Annotated in this window: 11 protein-coding genes; 5 read left to right on the plus strand and 6 right to left on the minus strand. The window is 71.5% G+C overall.

Annotation, left to right across the window (positions count from 1 at the left end; genetic code table 11):
• Positions 1-234: 234 nt before the first annotated feature.
• From nth to WME96_RS26950, 3 genes are read right to left on the minus strand one after another with little or no spacing between them, the layout of a single operon-like run.
• A complete protein-coding gene (gene nth / locus WME96_RS26940) occupies positions 235-864 on the minus strand; it encodes an endonuclease III (RefSeq protein WP_437284455.1) in 630 nt (209 codons plus the stop codon).
• A gap of 6 nt (positions 865-870) precedes the next feature.
• Positions 871-1,626: a c-type cytochrome gene (locus WME96_RS26945; protein ID WP_437284456.1), complete on the minus strand. Its 756-nt coding sequence runs from the start codon at positions 1,624-1,626 to the stop codon at positions 871-873.
• Entirely contained in the window at positions 1,623-2,858 is a 1,236-nt protein-coding gene (locus WME96_RS26950; protein WP_437284457.1) for a YncE family protein, read from the minus strand. The genes WME96_RS26945 and WME96_RS26950 overlap by 4 nt, the downstream gene beginning before the upstream one ends.
• 278 nt (positions 2,859-3,136) lie before the next feature.
• On the opposite strand from WME96_RS26950, the gene WME96_RS26955 reads away from it, so the two are divergent.
• Positions 3,137-4,753 (plus strand): metallophosphoesterase, encoded by a 1,617-nt coding sequence (locus tag WME96_RS26955; RefSeq protein ID WP_437284458.1) that lies wholly within the window; start codon positions 3,137-3,139, stop codon positions 4,751-4,753.
• Positions 4,754-4,830: 77 nt separating this feature from the next.
• Here the strand turns inward: WME96_RS26955 and WME96_RS26960 are convergent, their stop codons facing one another.
• Both WME96_RS26960 and WME96_RS26965 read right to left on the minus strand, forming a co-directional pair.
• Positions 4,831-5,571 carry a 4'-phosphopantetheinyl transferase family protein gene (locus WME96_RS26960; protein WP_437284459.1) on the minus strand — a complete coding sequence of 247 codons (741 nt, stop codon included), beginning with the start codon at positions 5,569-5,571 and terminating at the stop codon, positions 4,831-4,833.
• Positions 5,572-6,411, minus strand: coding sequence for a metallophosphoesterase family protein (locus tag WME96_RS26965; RefSeq protein WP_437284460.1), 840 nt, complete (start codon positions 6,409-6,411; stop codon positions 5,572-5,574).
• Between the two features lie 254 nt (positions 6,412-6,665).
• On the opposite strand from WME96_RS26965, the gene gltB reads away from it, so the two are divergent.
• From gltB to WME96_RS26985, 4 genes are all read left to right on the plus strand, one after another.
• Complete coding sequence (gene gltB / locus WME96_RS26970) at positions 6,666-11,270, plus strand: glutamate synthase large subunit (RefSeq protein ID WP_437284461.1); 4,605 nt, start codon at positions 6,666-6,668, stop codon at positions 11,268-11,270.
• Positions 11,263-12,702 (plus strand): glutamate synthase subunit beta, encoded by a 1,440-nt coding sequence (locus WME96_RS26975; protein ID WP_437284462.1) that lies wholly within the window; start codon positions 11,263-11,265, stop codon positions 12,700-12,702. The genes gltB and WME96_RS26975 overlap by 8 nt, the downstream gene beginning before the upstream one ends.
• A gap of 9 nt (positions 12,703-12,711) precedes the next feature.
• Entirely contained in the window at positions 12,712-13,707 is a 996-nt protein-coding gene (locus WME96_RS26980; RefSeq protein ID WP_437284463.1) for an MDR/zinc-dependent alcohol dehydrogenase-like family protein, read from the plus strand.
• Between the two features lie 583 nt (positions 13,708-14,290).
• Positions 14,291-14,701: a hypothetical protein gene (locus tag WME96_RS26985; protein WP_437284464.1), complete on the plus strand. Its 411-nt coding sequence runs from the start codon at positions 14,291-14,293 to the stop codon at positions 14,699-14,701.
• Positions 14,702-14,747: 46 nt separating this feature from the next.
• Here WME96_RS26985 and WME96_RS26990 read toward each other — a convergent pair whose 3' ends face one another.
• On the minus strand, positions 14,748-16,064 hold the full coding sequence (locus tag WME96_RS26990; RefSeq protein ID WP_437284465.1) for a GRAS family protein: 1,317 nt from the start codon (positions 16,062-16,064) through the stop codon (positions 14,748-14,750).
• Between the last annotated feature and the right edge of the window lie 208 nt (positions 16,065-16,272).

Here is a 16,272-nt window from a genome sequence, read left to right on the forward strand (position 1 = left end):
CACGCCCGCGGCGACGGGGATCCGCACCGGAGCACGCGCGAAACGGGCGACGCCGCGGCGCGGCGAACGGCCGGCGGAACGCGCTCGCGCCCGCGTTCCTGACCTCGCCGGCGCGGTGCGGCCTGCTTGACGGCCGCCGGCGCTCCGGGTAGCCTGGCGCCCTTCTCGGCGGCGGGGTGCGTGTGCCAGCCGCGGCGTACGCCGGCTGCCCGCTGGGCCGCCGAGGCGCCGCGCTCAGCGCCGTCGGCGCGCGGCCCAGCTACAGATGGGGCAACTCGCCAGGTCGTGGCGCAGCGCCGGGCAGTGCTCGCGACCGAAGTAGATGAGCTGCAGGTGGAGCTTGTTCCACTGCTCCGGGGGGAACGTGCGCTTGAGGTCGCGCTCCGTCTCGACCACGTTCTTTCCGGACGACAGCCCCCAGCGGAACGCGAGCCGGTGAATGTGGGTGTCGACAGGGAAGGCGGGGTGGCCGAAGGCCTGGGCCATGACCACCGAGGCCGTCTTGTGGCCGACCCCCGGCAGAGCCTCCAGGGCCTCGAACGAGGCGGGGACCACGCCGCCGTGCTCGCGCGCGATCCGCTCGCTCAGCGCCTTCAGGTTCTTCGCCTTGGTGGGCGCGAGCCCGACCGTCCGGATGAGCCGGGCGATCTCCTCGACGGGCACCTCCGCCATCTCCGCGGGCGTCCGGGCGCGCGCGAGGAGCGCCGGCGTCACCGCGTTGACCATCTTGTCCGTCGTCTGGGCGCTGAGCATCACCGCGACGAGCAGCGAATACGGATCCTCGTGGACGAGCGGAATGGCGGGCTGCGGGTACAATCGATCGAGGACCTCGCCGATCCTCGCGGCTTTGTCGGCGCGCTTCACGGCGTGTCAGGGCAGCTCGTAGAACGAGAGGAGATCACCGAACTCCTCGTCGGAGAGGACCTCGAGAGAGAAAGGCGGCATCTGCCCGCCGTACCCGAGGAACCCGCCGTGCCGGACCTTCTCGACGAAGACCAGCAGCCGGTCGGCCTCCGTGTACTCGCCGAGCGGGTGCTCGTCGAGCGTCTGGTCTGGCAGCGCCGGAGCGCGCTCGACGAGCCTCCCCTCCCCCGAGTGAGCGCGGCCGTGACACGAGGCGCAGGCGCGCTCGTGGATGAGCGCGCCCTTCTTCGGGTCCCCGGGCGGCGGCTGGCCCAGCGCGAAGACCGGCGTGAAGGGGGCGGCCTCGGCCGCCGCGCCGTCGCCGGGCAGCGACTCCAGGTAGGCGTACATGGCCTGGGCGGCCTCGTCGTCGGCCGTCCAGGGCAGGTCCTTCGTCATGAAGTAATAGAGGCAATGGTTGATCGCGGCGAGGAGATCGACCTCCTGCCCGCCCCAGTAATGCGGGCGATTCACCGCGCCGGCGAGCGGGGCGCCGGGGAGCATGGCGTCCCCCGCGTCGCCGGGGATGGCTTCATGACAGGTCGCGCAGGAATAGCGGTTGAAGCTCGTCTCCGCGATGGACGGGTCGCGGAAGAGCGCCGCGCCGTGCTCGACGGCGGTCGCGTCGACGATCTTCGTCTCGGGATCGCCCGGACATCCGCAGACGCCGCCGACGAGCGCCGCGCAGGCGAGCGCGGCCGCGAGGCCTCCGGGCGCCCTCACGGCGCCTCCGCCGCGACGCGCGCGAACGCGTCGGGATAGAGGCCCACCTGGGTGTCGCTGCGCGTCTCCAGCGTCTCCGGGTCGAGCCGGAGCACCCGGCCGGGGGTGGTGGTCTGATCTCCCTCGCAGACGACGAAGAGCCCGTTCTCCTCGTCGAGGTCCGCGAGGTGCGGCCTGAAGCATTCCCCGGAGAGCTGCCGGGAGATGGCGTCGCTGTGCTCCGGGTCCACGCCGACCAGCGAGATCGCGTCGGGCACCTGCGTCGGCACGTAGATGCGGCTCCCGTCGGGGGTCCACGCGACGAAGTAGGGCGCGCCGAAGAAGGGCATCGTCAGGGAATCGTCGAACGTCTCCGACGCGACATCGAAGAAGCGCACGTCCCTGCTCTTCGTGTTGCTCACGGCGATGGTCTTCTGATCGGGCGACATCGCGGCGGCGTAAGGCCCGTAGGACGGGTCGGGGCTGCGGGACGGGCTCGGCCCCACGGGCACGCGCTTCACCTCGGCGGTGGGGTCCGTCAGGTCGACGATCGCGAGGACGTCCTCGCTATAGCAAGCGACGTAGGCGCGCGCGGCGTCAGGGCGCGAGAGGACGATCCCGTGGGCGGCCCTGCAGACAGGGATGAGCACCGGCTCGGCAGACCCCGAGAGGAGGATCTTCTGGGGATCGATCACCGCGAGAGACGAGCGCTGCGCCTCGATGTCGCCGGGGTTGTCGAGCACGCGCTTGAGATCGAAATGAGAGACGACGAGGCGGCTGCCGTCCTCGGAGATCACGAGATCACCCGGGTTGGCCTCGACGCGCACCTGCCCGAGGACGCGCATGTCGTCGAGCGCGAGCTTCTGGACATAGCCTGACATCACGCTCCCGCCGTGGGTCGCGTGGGGGCCGATCGTGCCCGCGAGGGAAGGATACGAGAGCGCGACATAGACGGCGTCCCCCGAAGGGTCCACGGCAACGTGATGCGGCCCGTCGATCGTCACGGGATCGCGGCCCACGGGGTGAACGCCGAACCGCTCTCCCGTCGCGAGCGAGACGAGGGAGATCGTGTCAGAGAGGCTATCGCTCACCACCCCCATTCCCCCCTCGGGGACCTCGATCCTGGGGCGCCGGTTCGGATAGGCGTCCCCCTCGTACGCATCATAATGGGTCTCGATGATGGGATCGGGCTCGCCGCAGCTCGCCAGCGTCGCCGCCGCGAGCGCGCAGCCCAGGAATCGCGAAAGGACCATGGATGACCTCGAGAGGGAGCCCGGAGCCCCGACGCGCCGCATCCTAGCAGCCGCCGGCGCGAGGGCCGCGACATCGCCCTACCATGGCTCAGCTCGCTCGTGCGCATCCGCATGACGCCCTGCGACGTCCTGCCGCATGACGTGAGATGCACCACGCCCGATCGGGACACGCCTCGTGCCCTCGATCGACGCCCGCTGTCGACAACGCTCTTACCGCCAGGATGAACATTTCTCGATCAGGTTGATCGGGCGCTGTCGTGTTGTCATGTAAGGAAGCGATGAGCCAGACACGAGCTGTGGGCACCGGCGCGGCAGAGCACGGCAGGCCGCTCGCCCCGCGCGCGCGCCGGGGCCGCCCCGCGGTGTTCTTCTTCCTTGCGCTCGCGCTCGCGGCCTGCGCGTCGGAGGAGTCCGTCGCGCCCGTGCCCCTCCCTGCGCCGGAGCCGCTGCCGGCGCTCCGCGGCGCGCCGCCGCTGACGACCGATCGCACCTTGATGCCGCGCGCCGCGGTGCTCGATCCGCCGGAGAGGAACCCCGCGGTGCCGGCGGTGATCGAGGCGCTGCTCGCGGAGGGCTACGGCGAGGTCGAGGTCGGGCCGGGGCAGCCGCTCGCGCCGGCCACGCTCGACGACGCCGTGCCGCCGCCGCAGGGCCCGCGGCCGAAGCTCCTCACGCGCTTCGTCCACCTCGCCGACACCCAGCTCGCCGACGACGAGTCGCCCGCCCGGCTCGCGATCTTCGACGGGCCCGGCCCCTTCGCGTCGGCGTTCCGCCCGCAGGAAGGGCACGAGTGCCGGATCCTCAACGCCGCCGTCCGCACGATCAACGCGCTCCACCGGAGCACGCCGATCGACTTCGTCCTGCTCGGCGGCGACAACGCCGACAGCGCGCAGACGAACGAGATCTCGTGGTTCACGGCCATCCTCGACGGCGCCGAGCGCGTCGAGTGCGACTCGGGCGCCGACGACGATCCGGTGCAGGGCCCGGACAACGATCCCAAGGACCCGTTCTTCGCCGAGGGGCTGCTCGTGCCGTGGCGCTGGGTGACCGGCAACCACGACATCCTGCACCAGGGGAACTTCCCGGTGGACACCCGCGCCGAGCTCGCGATCGGGAGCACGTCGGACGGCGGGACGCGCGACTGGTCGCTCCCCGGCGGCCCGGTGGTCACCGGCGAGGTCATCCCCGACCCGCAGAGGGCCTTCCTGAGCCGGCCCGCCCTGCTCGATCGGCTCGCGGCGTCCGGCGACGGGCACGGGATCGGGCCGGACACGCGCGCGTACGGCAAGGCGTTCTACGAGTTCGACGTGGAGGACACCCCCCTGCGCGTCGTCGTGCTCGACACGGCCGCCGAGACCGGCGGGCCGGGCGGCGTGATCGTCCAGGACGACGTCGATCGGTTCATCCGACCGGCGCTCGACCGAGCGCAGCACGACGGCAGGTGGGTCATCCTCGCCTCCCACCATGCGTCGCGCCTGCTCGGCGACGGCTCGTTCGCGGGCACAGGCGCGCCCACCGTGCCTGGCGCGCTCACCCCCGACGCATGGCAGGCGTTCGTGGGCGGCTACGACAACGTGCTGCTCCACCTCGCCGGCCACACGCACGTGCACCGCGTCACGGAGGTGAGGCCGGGCGGCGGGCACGCCTACTGGGAGGTCGAGACCTCCGCGCTCTCCGACTACCCGCACCAGGTCCGCGTGATCGAGATCTGGGACGAGGACAACGGCTTCCTCGCCATCCGCGGCGTCGCCCTCGACTACGCCGTCGACGACGACCCTGTCGCCGCCGAGGGACGCCGTCGCGCCGTCGTGGACGTAACCTCCGGCTTCGGCCGCGACGGCAGCGGCGATCCCTCATGGCGCAACGTCGAGCTCTCGATCGAGCGGCCGGACTGACGGCGAGCCGCGCGCGGCGCTGACAGCGAGCGCACGTCGAGGCCGCGCGCCTCACGCTGGGCGACGCCCGCCGCGGCTCATCCCCGGTCGCGCAGCGGCACCGTCTCCTTCAGCTCGATCGACAGCGGCGGGTCGCTTCCCCGGCGGAGGGCGACGGCCATCGTGTGGCGCGCCGACGGCCGGTAGAGCGCGAACTGCCAGGCCGCGCGGTCGTCGTCGAGCCGCGGATCGAACGAGATGCCGATCGTCGGGCCGTCGTCCAGGTGGAACGAGAAGCGGTCGAGCGGGATCGCGAGCCCCATCCCGCGCGCCTTGATGTACGACTCCTTGAGCGTCCAGTACTCGAAGAAGCGCGCCCGCTGCCGCTCCGGCGGCTGCGCGCGCAGCGCGCGCACCTCGGCGGGCGAGAAGAACCGGTCGGCGATCTCCGTCGCGCTGCTCGCGCGCTCGGTGTCCTCGACGTCGACCCCCACGTCACGGTCCAGCGCCACCAGGCAGGCGATGAGCCCCTGCGTGTTCGACAGGTTGAACCGGAGCGGCGGCACGCCCGGCGGGCCCGCGATCGCGGGCCGGCCAAATTCGTTCCGGACGAACGTCCACGCCTCGGGCGCGACGTCCGCGTACTTCGAGAGGACCGTGCGCACGAGCGCCCGCGTCAGCAGGTACTCGTGCCGGTTGTCGGCGAACAGGAAGCGCGCCTGCTGGGTCGCCTCGTCCGGCGCCATCAGCCGGTGGTACGCCGCGAGCAGGGCCTCGTCGCGGACCGCGTCGGAGAAGACGTACCAGAGGTGCGCGACGCCAGGACCGATCTCGAGCATCTACGCCCCCGGCTGCGCCGCGGCCGCCGGCCCCGGCAGGATCTCCCTCAGGCAACTGTCGGCGGTGCGGTCGATGGGGCGCTGGCGCGGATAACCAAACGATACCTCCTCGAAACGAACACCATCGATCCAGTCGGTGCGCGGGATGTGGAGGTGGCCCGACACGACCACGCGCGCGCGGAACCTCGTGTGCCAATCGTGCGTGCGCCGCGTCCCGCACCAGATCGAGAAGCGCGGGATGTGCCGCAAGCGCACGAGCTCCTCCCGCAGCGGGAAGTGGTTGATGAGCACCGTGGGGCGCCCTCCGATCGCGGCGAGTCGAGCCTCCGTCTGCGCGAGGCGTGCCCGGCACCACGCCGGCCGGCTCTCGTACGGGGCCGGGTCGAGCAGCTCCTCGTCCCTGCAGAGGATGCCGCTCTCCACCGCCCACGCCACCGCGTCGCGCTCGGGCACGTCGGCCGGCCGGAAGCTGTAGTCATAGAGCAGGAACATCGGCGCGAGGACGTGCGGCCCGCCCTCGCCGTCCCAAACCACGTAGGGGTCCTCCGGCGTAATCACGCCGCGGCTCCGGCACAGCTCGACCAGCCGATCGTACCGAGCCTGCCCGCGCGGCCCGCCGCGCTCACTCGGCATCGTATAGAGCTCGTGGTTGCCCGGCGTCCACACGAGCTGCTTGAACCGCGGGCCCAGCGTGTCGAGCACGTAGAGCAGGTGCTGCTCCGTCTCCCCGAGGTCCCCAGCGAGGATGAGCCAGTCGTTCGGCCGCGGCGTGACGCGCTCGATGGCCCACCGGTTCTCCGCATAGCCGACGTGGAGATCACTGAGTGCGAAGAGCTTCATCCTAATGACACGTCGCCGGCGGCCGGGCCAGCAGGCCGGCCAGCCCCACCCACAGACCACGGGCGACGACGGGCGTCCACTGCCGAGCGCCGCCGCCCTCCCCCCATCCGGCCCCGGAGAGGCGGACCGCGCCCCCCGAGCCACGCTCAATTTTACGCCCGATTTACGCCTGATTCCTCCGGAGCTGGCGCGGCGCATTAACTAGGGCTCCAATCCTTGTGCCACCTGTGCTACGCGCGTGTGAAGTCAGCACCATGCCTCTGCCCCAACGACAAGGTCTTTACGATCCGGCTTTCGAACACGACGCATGCGGTCTCGGATTCGTCGCCACGCTCCGCCGTGAAGCGACGCACGAGGTCGTTCGCCAAGCGCTCGAGATCCTCGAAAATCTAACCCATCGCGGCGCCGCTGGCTGCGACCCCTGCACCGGCGACGGCGCGGGCGTCCTCCTCCAGATCCCGCACGAGCTGTTCGCCGCGTCTCTCGCGGCCCTGGGCATCGCGCTGCCTGCACCCGGCGACTACGCGGTCGCGACGGTGTTCTTCTCGCAGAGCCCGGCCCGCCGCCGCCAGTGCGAGGCGATCCTCGAGGCCGCCGTCGTGCACCACGGCCAGCGCGTCCTCGGCTGGCGCGATGTCCCCATCGACGACGCGGCGATCGGCCCGGTCGCGCGCGACTCGCGCCCCGCGATCCGCCAGCTCTTCATCGGCAGGGTCGCGCCTCGCCAGTCCTTCGAGCAGGTCCTCTATGCGATCCGCAAGCGCGCGGGCCGCACGGCGCACGCCGACGACTTCTACATCGCCTCCTGCTCGTCGCGCACGGTCGTCTACAAGGGCCTGATGCTCGCGGAGCAGGTCTCGGCGTTCTACCCCGACCTCTCCGACAAGCGCACCGTGTCGCGGCTCGCGATGGTGCACTCGCGCTTCTCCACGAACACCTTCCCCACGTGGGAGCGCGCGCACCCGTACCGGGTCATCGCGCACAACGGCGAGATCAACACCGTCCGCGGCAACACCGCGTGGATGAGCGCCCGCGAGGCGCTGCTCAAGAGCGATGTGTTCGCGAACGCGATCGAGGACTTCAAGCCGATCATCCGCCCCGGCGGGTCCGACTCGGCCGCGCTCGACAACGTCGTCGACTTCCTGCTCGCGAGCGGCCGGTCGCTCCCGCACGTGATGATGATGCTCGTGCCCGAGGCCTGGGCGCTCGACCCGGACATGTCGGCCGAGAAGAAGGCCTTCTACGAGTACCACGGCTGCCTGATCGAGCCCTGGGACGGCCCCGCGGCGCTGTGCTTCACCGACGGGCGGCTGATCGGCGCGACGCTCGACCGCAACGGGCTGCGCCCCGCGAAGTACGTCGTGACGAGCGACGGGCTCGTCGTGCTCGCGAGCGAGTTCGGCGTGCTCGACATCGAGCCGGCGCGCGTCATCCAGAAGGGGCGCCTCCAGCCGGGCAAGATGTTCCTCGTCGACACGAGCGAGGGCCGCGTCGTCAGCGACGACGAGATCAAGCGCCGCGTCGCGACGCAGAAGCCGTACGCGGCGTGGGTCGCCGAGAACAAGATCGACCTGCGCGCCCTCGAGGACGTGCCGAGCCTCTACACCGTCCCGCACGCGGAGCTCCGGACCCTGCAGCAGGCCTTCGGCTACACCGAGGAGGACCTGCGGATGATCCTCGCGTCCATGGCCACGCTCGGCGAGGAGCCGGTGGGGTCGATGGGCATCGACATCCCGCTCGCCGTCCTCTCCGAGAAGCCCCAGCTCCTCTTCCGCTACTTCAAGCAGCTCTTCGCCCAGGTCACGAACCCGCCGGTCGACCCGCTCCGCGAGGAGATCGTGATGTCGCTCGTGAGCTGCGTCGGCGGCGAGGGCAACCTCCTCGAGGAGACGCCCCGCCAGTGCCGGATGCTCGAGCTGCCGCACCCGATCCTCACCCAGGACGATCTGTCCAAGCTGCGCAAGAACGTCTTCCCCGACTTCCGGGCGGCGACCCTGCCGATGTACTTCCCGGTCGACGGTGACCCGGAGGACAACCTGCGCACCGCGCTCGCGAAGCTGTGCAAGGACGCGAGCCGCGCGATCGCCGACGGCGCGAGCATCCTCATCCTCAGCGACCGCGGCATCGACGAGACGCTCGCCCCGATCCCGAGCCTGCTCGCGATGGGCGCCGTGCACCACCACCTCATCAACGAGGGGACGCGCACGCGCGCCGGCATCATCGTGGAGACCGGCGAGGCGCGCGAGGTCGGTCACATGGCGCTGCTCATCGGCTACGGCGCGGGCGCGGTGAACCCGTACATGGCGTTCGAGTCGATCGCGGCGATGTGCCGCGACAAGACCCTCGGCGACCTCTCGCCGTCCGCGGCGAGCTCGCGGTACGTGAAGGCGCTCAAGAAGGGCATCCTCAAGATCATGTCGAAGATGGGGATCAGCGCGCTCTCCAGCTACCAGGGCGCGCAGATCTTCGAGGCGATCGGCATCGATCAGCTCGTCATCGACGCGTACTTCACCGGCACGGCGTCGCGCGTCCGCGGCGTCGGGCTGCGCGAGATCGCCGAGGAGACCCTCGCGCGCCACCAGGCGGCGTACGGCGAGCGGGCGCGCGCGCACCTCGACGTCGGCGGCCACCACCACTTCCGCGTGTTCGGCGAGCGGCACCTCTGGACGCCGCAGTCGATCTCGACGCTCCAGCGGGCGGTCCGCCTCAACGACGCGAAGAGCTACGGCGAGTACGCGGCGGTCATCAACGAGCAGCAGGAGCACCCGATGTCGCTCCGCGGCCTGTGGGACTTCAGGCCCGCGGGCCCGCCGGTGCCGATCGAGGAGGTCGAGCCCGCCGCCTCGCTGGTCAAGCGCTTCGCCACCGGCGCGATGTCCTTCGGGAGCATCTCGGCGGAGGCGCACGAGACGCTCGCCGTCGCGATGAACCGCATCGGCGCGCGGTCGAACACGGGCGAGGGCGGCGAGGACCCGTCGCGCTTCATCCGGCTCTCGAACGGCGACTCCAAGCGGAGCTCGGTGAAGCAGGTCGCCTCGGGGCGGTTCGGCGTCACCGCCGAGTACCTCGTCAACGCCGACGAGCTGCAGATCAAGATGGCGCAGGGGGCCAAGCCCGGCGAGGGCGGCCAGCTCCCCGGCCACAAGGTCGACGCGGTGATCGCGAAGGTGCGCCACTCCACGCCCGGCGTGACGCTGATCTCGCCGCCGCCGCACCACGACATCTACTCGATCGAGGACCTCGCGCAGCTCATCTTCGACCTGAAGAACATCAACTCGAAGGCGCGCATCAGCGTGAAGCTCGTCGCCGAGGCCGGCGTCGGCACCATCGCCGCGGGCGTCGTCAAGGCGCACGCCGACGTCGTGCTGATCAGCGGCGACTCGGGCGGCACCGGCGCCTCCCCGCTCACGTCGATCCACCACGCGGGCGTGCCGTGGGAGCTCGGGCTGGCCGAGGCGCACCAGGTGCTCGTGATGAACGGGCTCCGCGGCCGCGCCATCGTGCAGACCGACGGCAAGCTGATGACCGGCCGGGACGTGGCGTTCGCCGCCCTGCTCGGCGCCGAGGAGTTCGGCTTCTCCACGGCGCCGCTCGTCGCGGCGGGCTGCATCATGATGCGCAAGTGCCACCTCAACACCTGCCCGGTCGGCATCGCCACGCAGGACCCGGAGCTCCGCAAGAAGTTCACGGGTGCGCCGGAGCACGTCATCAACTTCTTCTTCTACGTGGCGGAGGAGCTCCGGCAGATCATGGCGAGCCTGGGCTTCCGCACGCTGACCGAGATGGTCGGGCGCTCCGACTGCATCGTGCAGCGGCGCACCGGGCTCCACGCGAAGGCGAGGAAGATCGACTGCTCCGAGGTGCTCTACCGCCCGAAGGAGGCGCTCACGAGCCCGACCCACTGCGTCGAGCTGCAGGATCACAAGATCGATCGGGTGCTCGATCTCAAGCTGATCGAGCAGGCGCGCGCGACCATCGACGGCGGCCCGCCGGTCGTCATCGAGACCCGCGTGCGGAACTCGGATCGGACGCTCGGCGCCATGCTGAGCGGCGAGATCGCGCGCCGCCACGGCGGCGCCGGGCTGCCCGAGGACAGCATCGTCGTGAAGTGCGCCGGCAGCGCCGGCCAGAGCTTCGGCGCCTTCGCCTCGCGCGGCATGACGATCGAGCTCGAGGGCGACGCGAACGACTACGTCGGCAAGGGCCTCTCGGGCGGCGTGGTGGCGGTGCGCCCGCCGCGCGAGGCGCCGTTCAAGGCGGACGATCAGGTCATCGTCGGCAACGTCGTGCTCTACGGCGCGACGGGCGGCCGCGCGTTCTTCAACGGCCGCGCCGGCGAGCGCTTCGCGGTCCGGAACAGCGGGGCCACCACCGTCGTCGAGGGCGTGGGCGACCACGGCTGCGAGTACATGACGGGCGGCACCGTGATCATCCTCGGCACCACCGGCCGCAACTTCGGCGCCGGCATGAGCGGCGGGCTCGCCTACGTCTTCGACGAGGACGCGCTGTTCGAGGCGCGCTGCAACAAGGAGATGGTGGCGCTCGAGACGATGACCGCGGCCGACGCCGAGTCGGTGCGGGCGCTGCTCGAGGAGCACGTGCGGCGGACGGGCAGCCGCAAGGCGACCGAGCTGCTCGACTCCTGGCAGGCCGTCCTGCCGAAGTTCGTGAAGGTCGTCCCGAGCGAGTACCGGCGCGCCCTCGAGGCCGCTTCCGCGCCCGCGACCAACGGGGCGGACGCGACCAGCGGGATCGTGTCGCTCCTTTCACCCTCCACCCCCTACGTTTCCACTGGACGTTACATCCCCGCCAACGCGGGTCCCGCGAGCACGGGAGAGAGGTCGGCCGCCCATGGGTAAGGTACGAGGCTTCCTCGAGATCCAGCGGGTCGACATCAAGAAGCGGCCCGTCTCCGAGCGTTTGAACGACTGGCAGGAGTTCGAGCTCCCGATCCCTGACACCGAGCTGCGCGATCAGGCAGCGCGGTGCATGGACTGCGGCATCCCGTTCTGTCACGACGGCTGCCCGCTCGGGAACCTGATCCCCGACTGGAACGATCACATGTTCCGCGAGCGCCTCCCCGAGGCGATCGCGGCGCTCGACGCGACGAACAACTTCCCCGAGTTCACCGGGCGCGTGTGCCCGGCGCCGTGCGAGGCGGCGTGCGTGCTGAACATCGAGGGCACGCCGGTCACGATCAAGAACGTCGAGCGCGGCGTCGCCGATCGCGCGTTCGAGCGGAACCTGATCGTGCCGGTCGTCGCGAAGCAGCGCACGGGCAAGAAGGTCGCGGTGATCGGGTCGGGGCCCGCCGGCCTCGCGGCCGCGCAGCAGCTCGCGCGCAAGGGGCACGACGTGACCCTGTTCGAGCGCGACGACCGCATCGGCGGCCTGCTCCGGTACGGCATCCCCGACTTCAAGATGGAGAAGCACCTCATCGACCGGCGCATGGAGCAGATGCAGGCCGAGGGGGTGACCTTCCGCACAGGCGTGAACTGCGGGGTCGACATCACCGGCGACGCGCTGCGCGAGCAGTACGAGGCCATCGTGCTCTGCGGCGGGGCGCGCCGGCCGCGCGACCTGCCGGTGCCGGGCCGGGAGCTGAAGGGCGTCCATTTCGCGATGGATTTCCTGACCCAGCAGAACAAGCGGGTCGCCGGCGACGTGATCCCCGACAGCGAGGCGATCCTCGCGACGGGCAAGCGCGTGGTCGTCATCGGCGGCGGCGACACCGGCTCGGACTGCCTCGGCACGAGCCACCGCCACCGCGCCGCGCACGTCACGCAGCTCGAGCTCCTGCCGCGCCCGCCGGAGCAGCGCTCCCTGACGAACCCGTGGCCGGCATGGCCGCTCATCCTCCGCACGTCGTCCTCGCACGAGGAGGGCGGCGAGCGGGACTGGTCGGTGTCGACGACGGCGTTCCTCGGGGACGAGCGCGGGCACGTCCGCGCGCTCAAGGCGACGCGGGTGAGCCTGGAGGGCGGGAGGTTCGTGCCCGTCCCGGGGAGCGACTTCGAGATCCCGTGCGAGCTCGTCCTGCTCGCGATGGGCTTCGTCGGCTCCGAGCGGGAGGGCCTGATCGAGCAGCTCGGCGTGGAGATGGACCAGCGCGGCAACGTGAAGGCCCCGGGCGGGCGCACGAGCGTGGAGGGCATCTTCGCCGCGGGCGACATGTCGCGCGGCCAGAGCCTCGTCGTCTGGGCGATCGCGGAGGGGCGCAAGGCCGCGGAGGCGGTCGACGCGTACCTGATGCAACCGGCGAGGCGCCGGCTGGCGCTGGCGGCGAGCTAGAGCCCGCCCGTGCGCGCGCTGGTCTGGGACGGCACGATCGCGCGCGTCGTCGACCGCGAGCCCCCCTCGACCACGGCCGGCATGGCCGTGGTCGAGGTGCGGTGCGCGGGCATCTGCAACACGGATCTCGAGATTGTCCGGGGGTACATGGGCTTCCGGGGCACGCTCGGGCACGAGTTCGTCGGCGACGTCGTGGACGGGCCTGCCGCGTGGCGGGGTCGCCGCGTGGTGGGGGAGATCAACTTCGCCTGCGGCCGCTGCGGCACCTGCGCGCGCGGGCTGGGGCGGCACTGCCCGGCGCGCACGGTGATGGGCATCGTCGGCGCGGACGGCGCGCTGGCGGAGCGCGTCGCGGTGCCCGTCGCGAACCTCCACGCGGTCGACGACCGCGTGGACGACGAGGAGGCGGTGTTCACGGAGCCGCTCGCGGCGGCGTTCGCGATCCTGGAGCAGGTGCGCGTGGCGCCGGGCACGTCGGCGCTCGTGTTCGGCGACGGCAAGCTCGGCCTGCTGATCGCGCAGGTGCTGCAGCAAGCGGGCGCCCGCGTCCTCGCGGTCGGCAAGCATGAGGAGAAGCTCGCCTTGCTGCGCGCGCGGGGCGTCGCGACCGAGATCCTTCGCCCCGAGGCCACGGGCGAGGCAGACGCCGGCGCCGCGTCTCGCCAGGGCGCGTGGGCAGGCGAGCCGGCCGAGCTCGTGGTCGAGGCCACGGGCACGGCCGAGGGGTTCGCGAGGGCGGTCCGCGCGACCCGGCCGCGCGGCACGCTCGTGCTGAAGAGCACGGTGGCCGGGCTCTCCAGCGTCCACCTCGCCGAGCTCGTCGTGCATGAGATCACGGTCGTCGGGTCTCGCTGCGGGCTGTTCGAGCCGGCGCTGCGCGCCCTCGAGGACCGCAGCATCGACGTCCGCTCCCTTGTGTCTGCCCGGCTCCCGCTCGAACGCGCCGCGGAGGCGCTGCAGGCCGCGGCGGCGCCAGGCGCCCTCAAGGTGCTCGTCACGCGCTGAGCTCGGGCCGCGCTCTCCGGCAACCTAAACCTGGGCAGGGCGGCCAGCGCGGCGCGTCCTTCGCCCTGGGCGAGGTCGGCTGTCGCTCGACGTCGCCCCCCGTGTTCTTCACCTCATCGACCGCCACATCTTCTTCATTTCTATCCTCCCGTAGGAGCACCCGCCTCATGTGCTCGCCCGCTCGCTCTGGCGCCACCACGCATGAGTTCCGTGCAGCACGGCAGCGCCCTCTCATGCACGCCATGCATCCACGACGTGCGTCCGCACAACGACGGAGTTGCCCAGCGCCCAGGGGAACGGACGCCGCCACAGATCGCTGGCTGCGACGTCGCGACATGAAACAATCGAACCAGACGCAGAGAACCTCCGTGTCTTTCGTGACGAAATTCTCCGGCAGCCGTAAGTCCTGTGAGCCGCCCCGAGCAGCCGTGAGGAGCCGCAGGCCTCTCCCGCAAGGCGCCTGCTCGGCTCTGCGCGCCGGATGCGGGAGGCCCCCCGGCGCGCGCCGCAGGAGAATTTCACGCAGCCAACAGGAATAGATCCTGGTAGGAGTCGCACGTTGCGGCAGGGATCAGGAGCAGCGATGAGCGCCAAGGACAGCCCACACCACCACGGCCGTCGAGCGGACGATCTGCGCGAGGCCCGGCAAGCAAGGGAGAGCTGGGAGCAGCAGAAGCTACGGGAGTTCGGCCTCGATGACGGCGAGGGCGATGCGTCGATGTTCTGTCTCCATTGCCGTCGTGAGATGCTGGAGCGGCTCGCGCGAGCGCAGGCGCGCGGCTCTGTGCTCTTCGATATGGTCAGGCTTCATGGCCTGAGCCCGCTCCCTCCGCGCGACGTCGAGCCCGAGGGCCTCGTCGGTCGCACGCCGGAGCTCCTGCCGGGCGCAGGCGCCATGCTCTCGCGCAGGCGCCGCGCCTCGTGGCTCGTCCTTGCGGCCGTCGCGATCGGCGCGCTGATGCTCTGGGCGGCGCTCGCAATCCTGAGGCCTTGAGGGCCAGCGCCGCACGCGTCGCCCGCGTTTCCCGGCAGGGGAGCGCTCAGCCGGCCCGGCGGAACAGCCCGGAGATGAACCGCGAAGGCGGCGGGACCTGCCGCGGCCGCCACGCCGACGCGGCCACGATGGACACCCCGTTGCGCATGAGCAGGATCGCCGGCTCGTCCGCCCGGACATCGAACCCCTGGTTCAGGCGGAGCCCTCCGCGCACCAGCGGCTCGTGCGGCGAGACGCGCAGCGGCTCGAAGCCGTTCATGCGGAGGCGGCGCTGCCAGGCGCCCCGGCGCTCGTGCCGCTCGACCCGCGCCCCCCCCTCCCCCACCACCACGTTCATCACCTCCTGCCCGAAGAAGACCTGCTCGATGGTCTCGCGCGCGGCGATATGCGGCGGGAGCAGCGCCTCGAGCGCCTGGAATACCGCATAGTAATGGCCGATCGCCTCGGACAGCCGCGGGAGGAACTGGAGCGCGTTGTGCTCCACGTCCGGCTCGACCAGCGTCAGCACGCGCGGCGACAGCGCGCGGATCCTGGTGAGAATGGTGTCGCGGTTCGCGGTGGGGTGCACCGACGCGTCGGGCACGTGGTGCAATGCGAAGGCGGCATTCACGGCGATCGGCGCCGCGGAGCGCGCCGCGATACGGGCCCAGTCGACGCGCTCCACCGAGGAAGCGACGCCGTGGAACTCGAAGGGGACGTTCAGCCGCTCCGCCCAGCCCCCGATGAACGCCCCCGCCCAGCGCAGCCGCTGCTCGGGATCAGGGCCCCGGCACGGCAGGTCGATCCCGGTGAGGCGGACCCGCGGCGGGCCGCCAGGCCGCGAAGCCAGCCGATGTAGCAGGAATGGCCACTGCGTCCCGCCACCGACGCCGATGTCGATGACATGGACCTCATCCTCCCCCTGGAACGCCTCGACGATGGCCGCGTTGGCGCTGAGGTAGCCGAACCGGATGAGCGGCGTCGCGTGCACGAGGAGCTGAAACGCCGCGAGCATGTCCCGCGGACCGGCGCTGCGAAGGTACAGGTTGCCATCGCCGGAGCGATCTCCGTCCAGGCGGGCGAGCAGCGCCCGGCCGAACACACCCGAGATGCGCTCCGAGGCATCCCCCGTATCGGGCTCTGCCCGCAGGATGCCCTCCACGAGGGCCCGCGCGCGCTCGCGATCTCCCGCGTCGATCGCCTCACCCGCCGCCAGGAGGCGGCTCAGGAACGGCCGACGTCGGGAGTGCGTCTGCCGGGTTCCCGAGCTCGGCTGCTGCCCTGCCCCAGGTCCCGAGGCGGCGCCGCTCGCGGGCCCCTCGATGTGCGCTCCCAGGCCGACAGGCGCCTCTTCGGACGATGCGTATCTACGGATCGCGGTCATGGTGTCCAGGGCTGTTCAGCCAGGAGGCCCACCGTCCTGGCTGGGCTCTCCGCGATCTGCCGATTTCAAGCGCGAACGCATGAGGTCGACCACCTCGCAGGAGCCGGGGGTTTCAATGTTCGCTGACGTCGCTGCGGGAGAGCCCGACGGCGAGCAGGGGAGCAGGCGCTCCGCTGCAGAGCGCACGCGGCGAGGCCGCGAGGCGCGG

Source organism: Sorangium sp. So ce406 (genome assembly GCF_051474675.1).
In the GTDB taxonomy this organism is placed as follows: Bacteria; Myxococcota_A; Polyangia; order Polyangiales; family Polyangiaceae; genus Sorangium; species Sorangium cellulosum_G.

Bases quoted from the DNA above. Each gene is read 5' to 3' on its own strand.
- WME96_RS26950 (WP_437284457.1), bottom strand. From the start codon at position 2,858: ATGGTCCTTTCGCGATTCCTGGGCTGCGCGCTCGCGGCGGCGACGCTG.
- WME96_RS26955 (WP_437284458.1), top strand. From the start codon at position 3,137: ATGAGCCAGACACGAGCTGTGGGCACCGGCGCGGCAGAGCACGGCAGG.
- WME96_RS26960 (WP_437284459.1), bottom strand. From the start codon at position 5,571: ATGCTCGAGATCGGTCCTGGCGTCGCGCACCTCTGGTACGTCTTCTCC.
- WME96_RS26965 (WP_437284460.1), bottom strand. From the start codon at position 6,411: ATGAAGCTCTTCGCACTCAGTGATCTCCACGTCGGCTATGCGGAGAAC.
- gltB (WP_437284461.1), top strand. From the start codon at position 6,666: ATGCCTCTGCCCCAACGACAAGGTCTTTACGATCCGGCTTTCGAACAC.
- WME96_RS26975 (WP_437284462.1), top strand. From the start codon at position 11,263: ATGGGTAAGGTACGAGGCTTCCTCGAGATCCAGCGGGTCGACATCAAG.
- WME96_RS26985 (WP_437284464.1), top strand. From the start codon at position 14,291: ATGAGCGCCAAGGACAGCCCACACCACCACGGCCGTCGAGCGGACGAT.
- WME96_RS26990 (WP_437284465.1), bottom strand. From the start codon at position 16,064: ATGACCGCGATCCGTAGATACGCATCGTCCGAAGAGGCGCCTGTCGGC.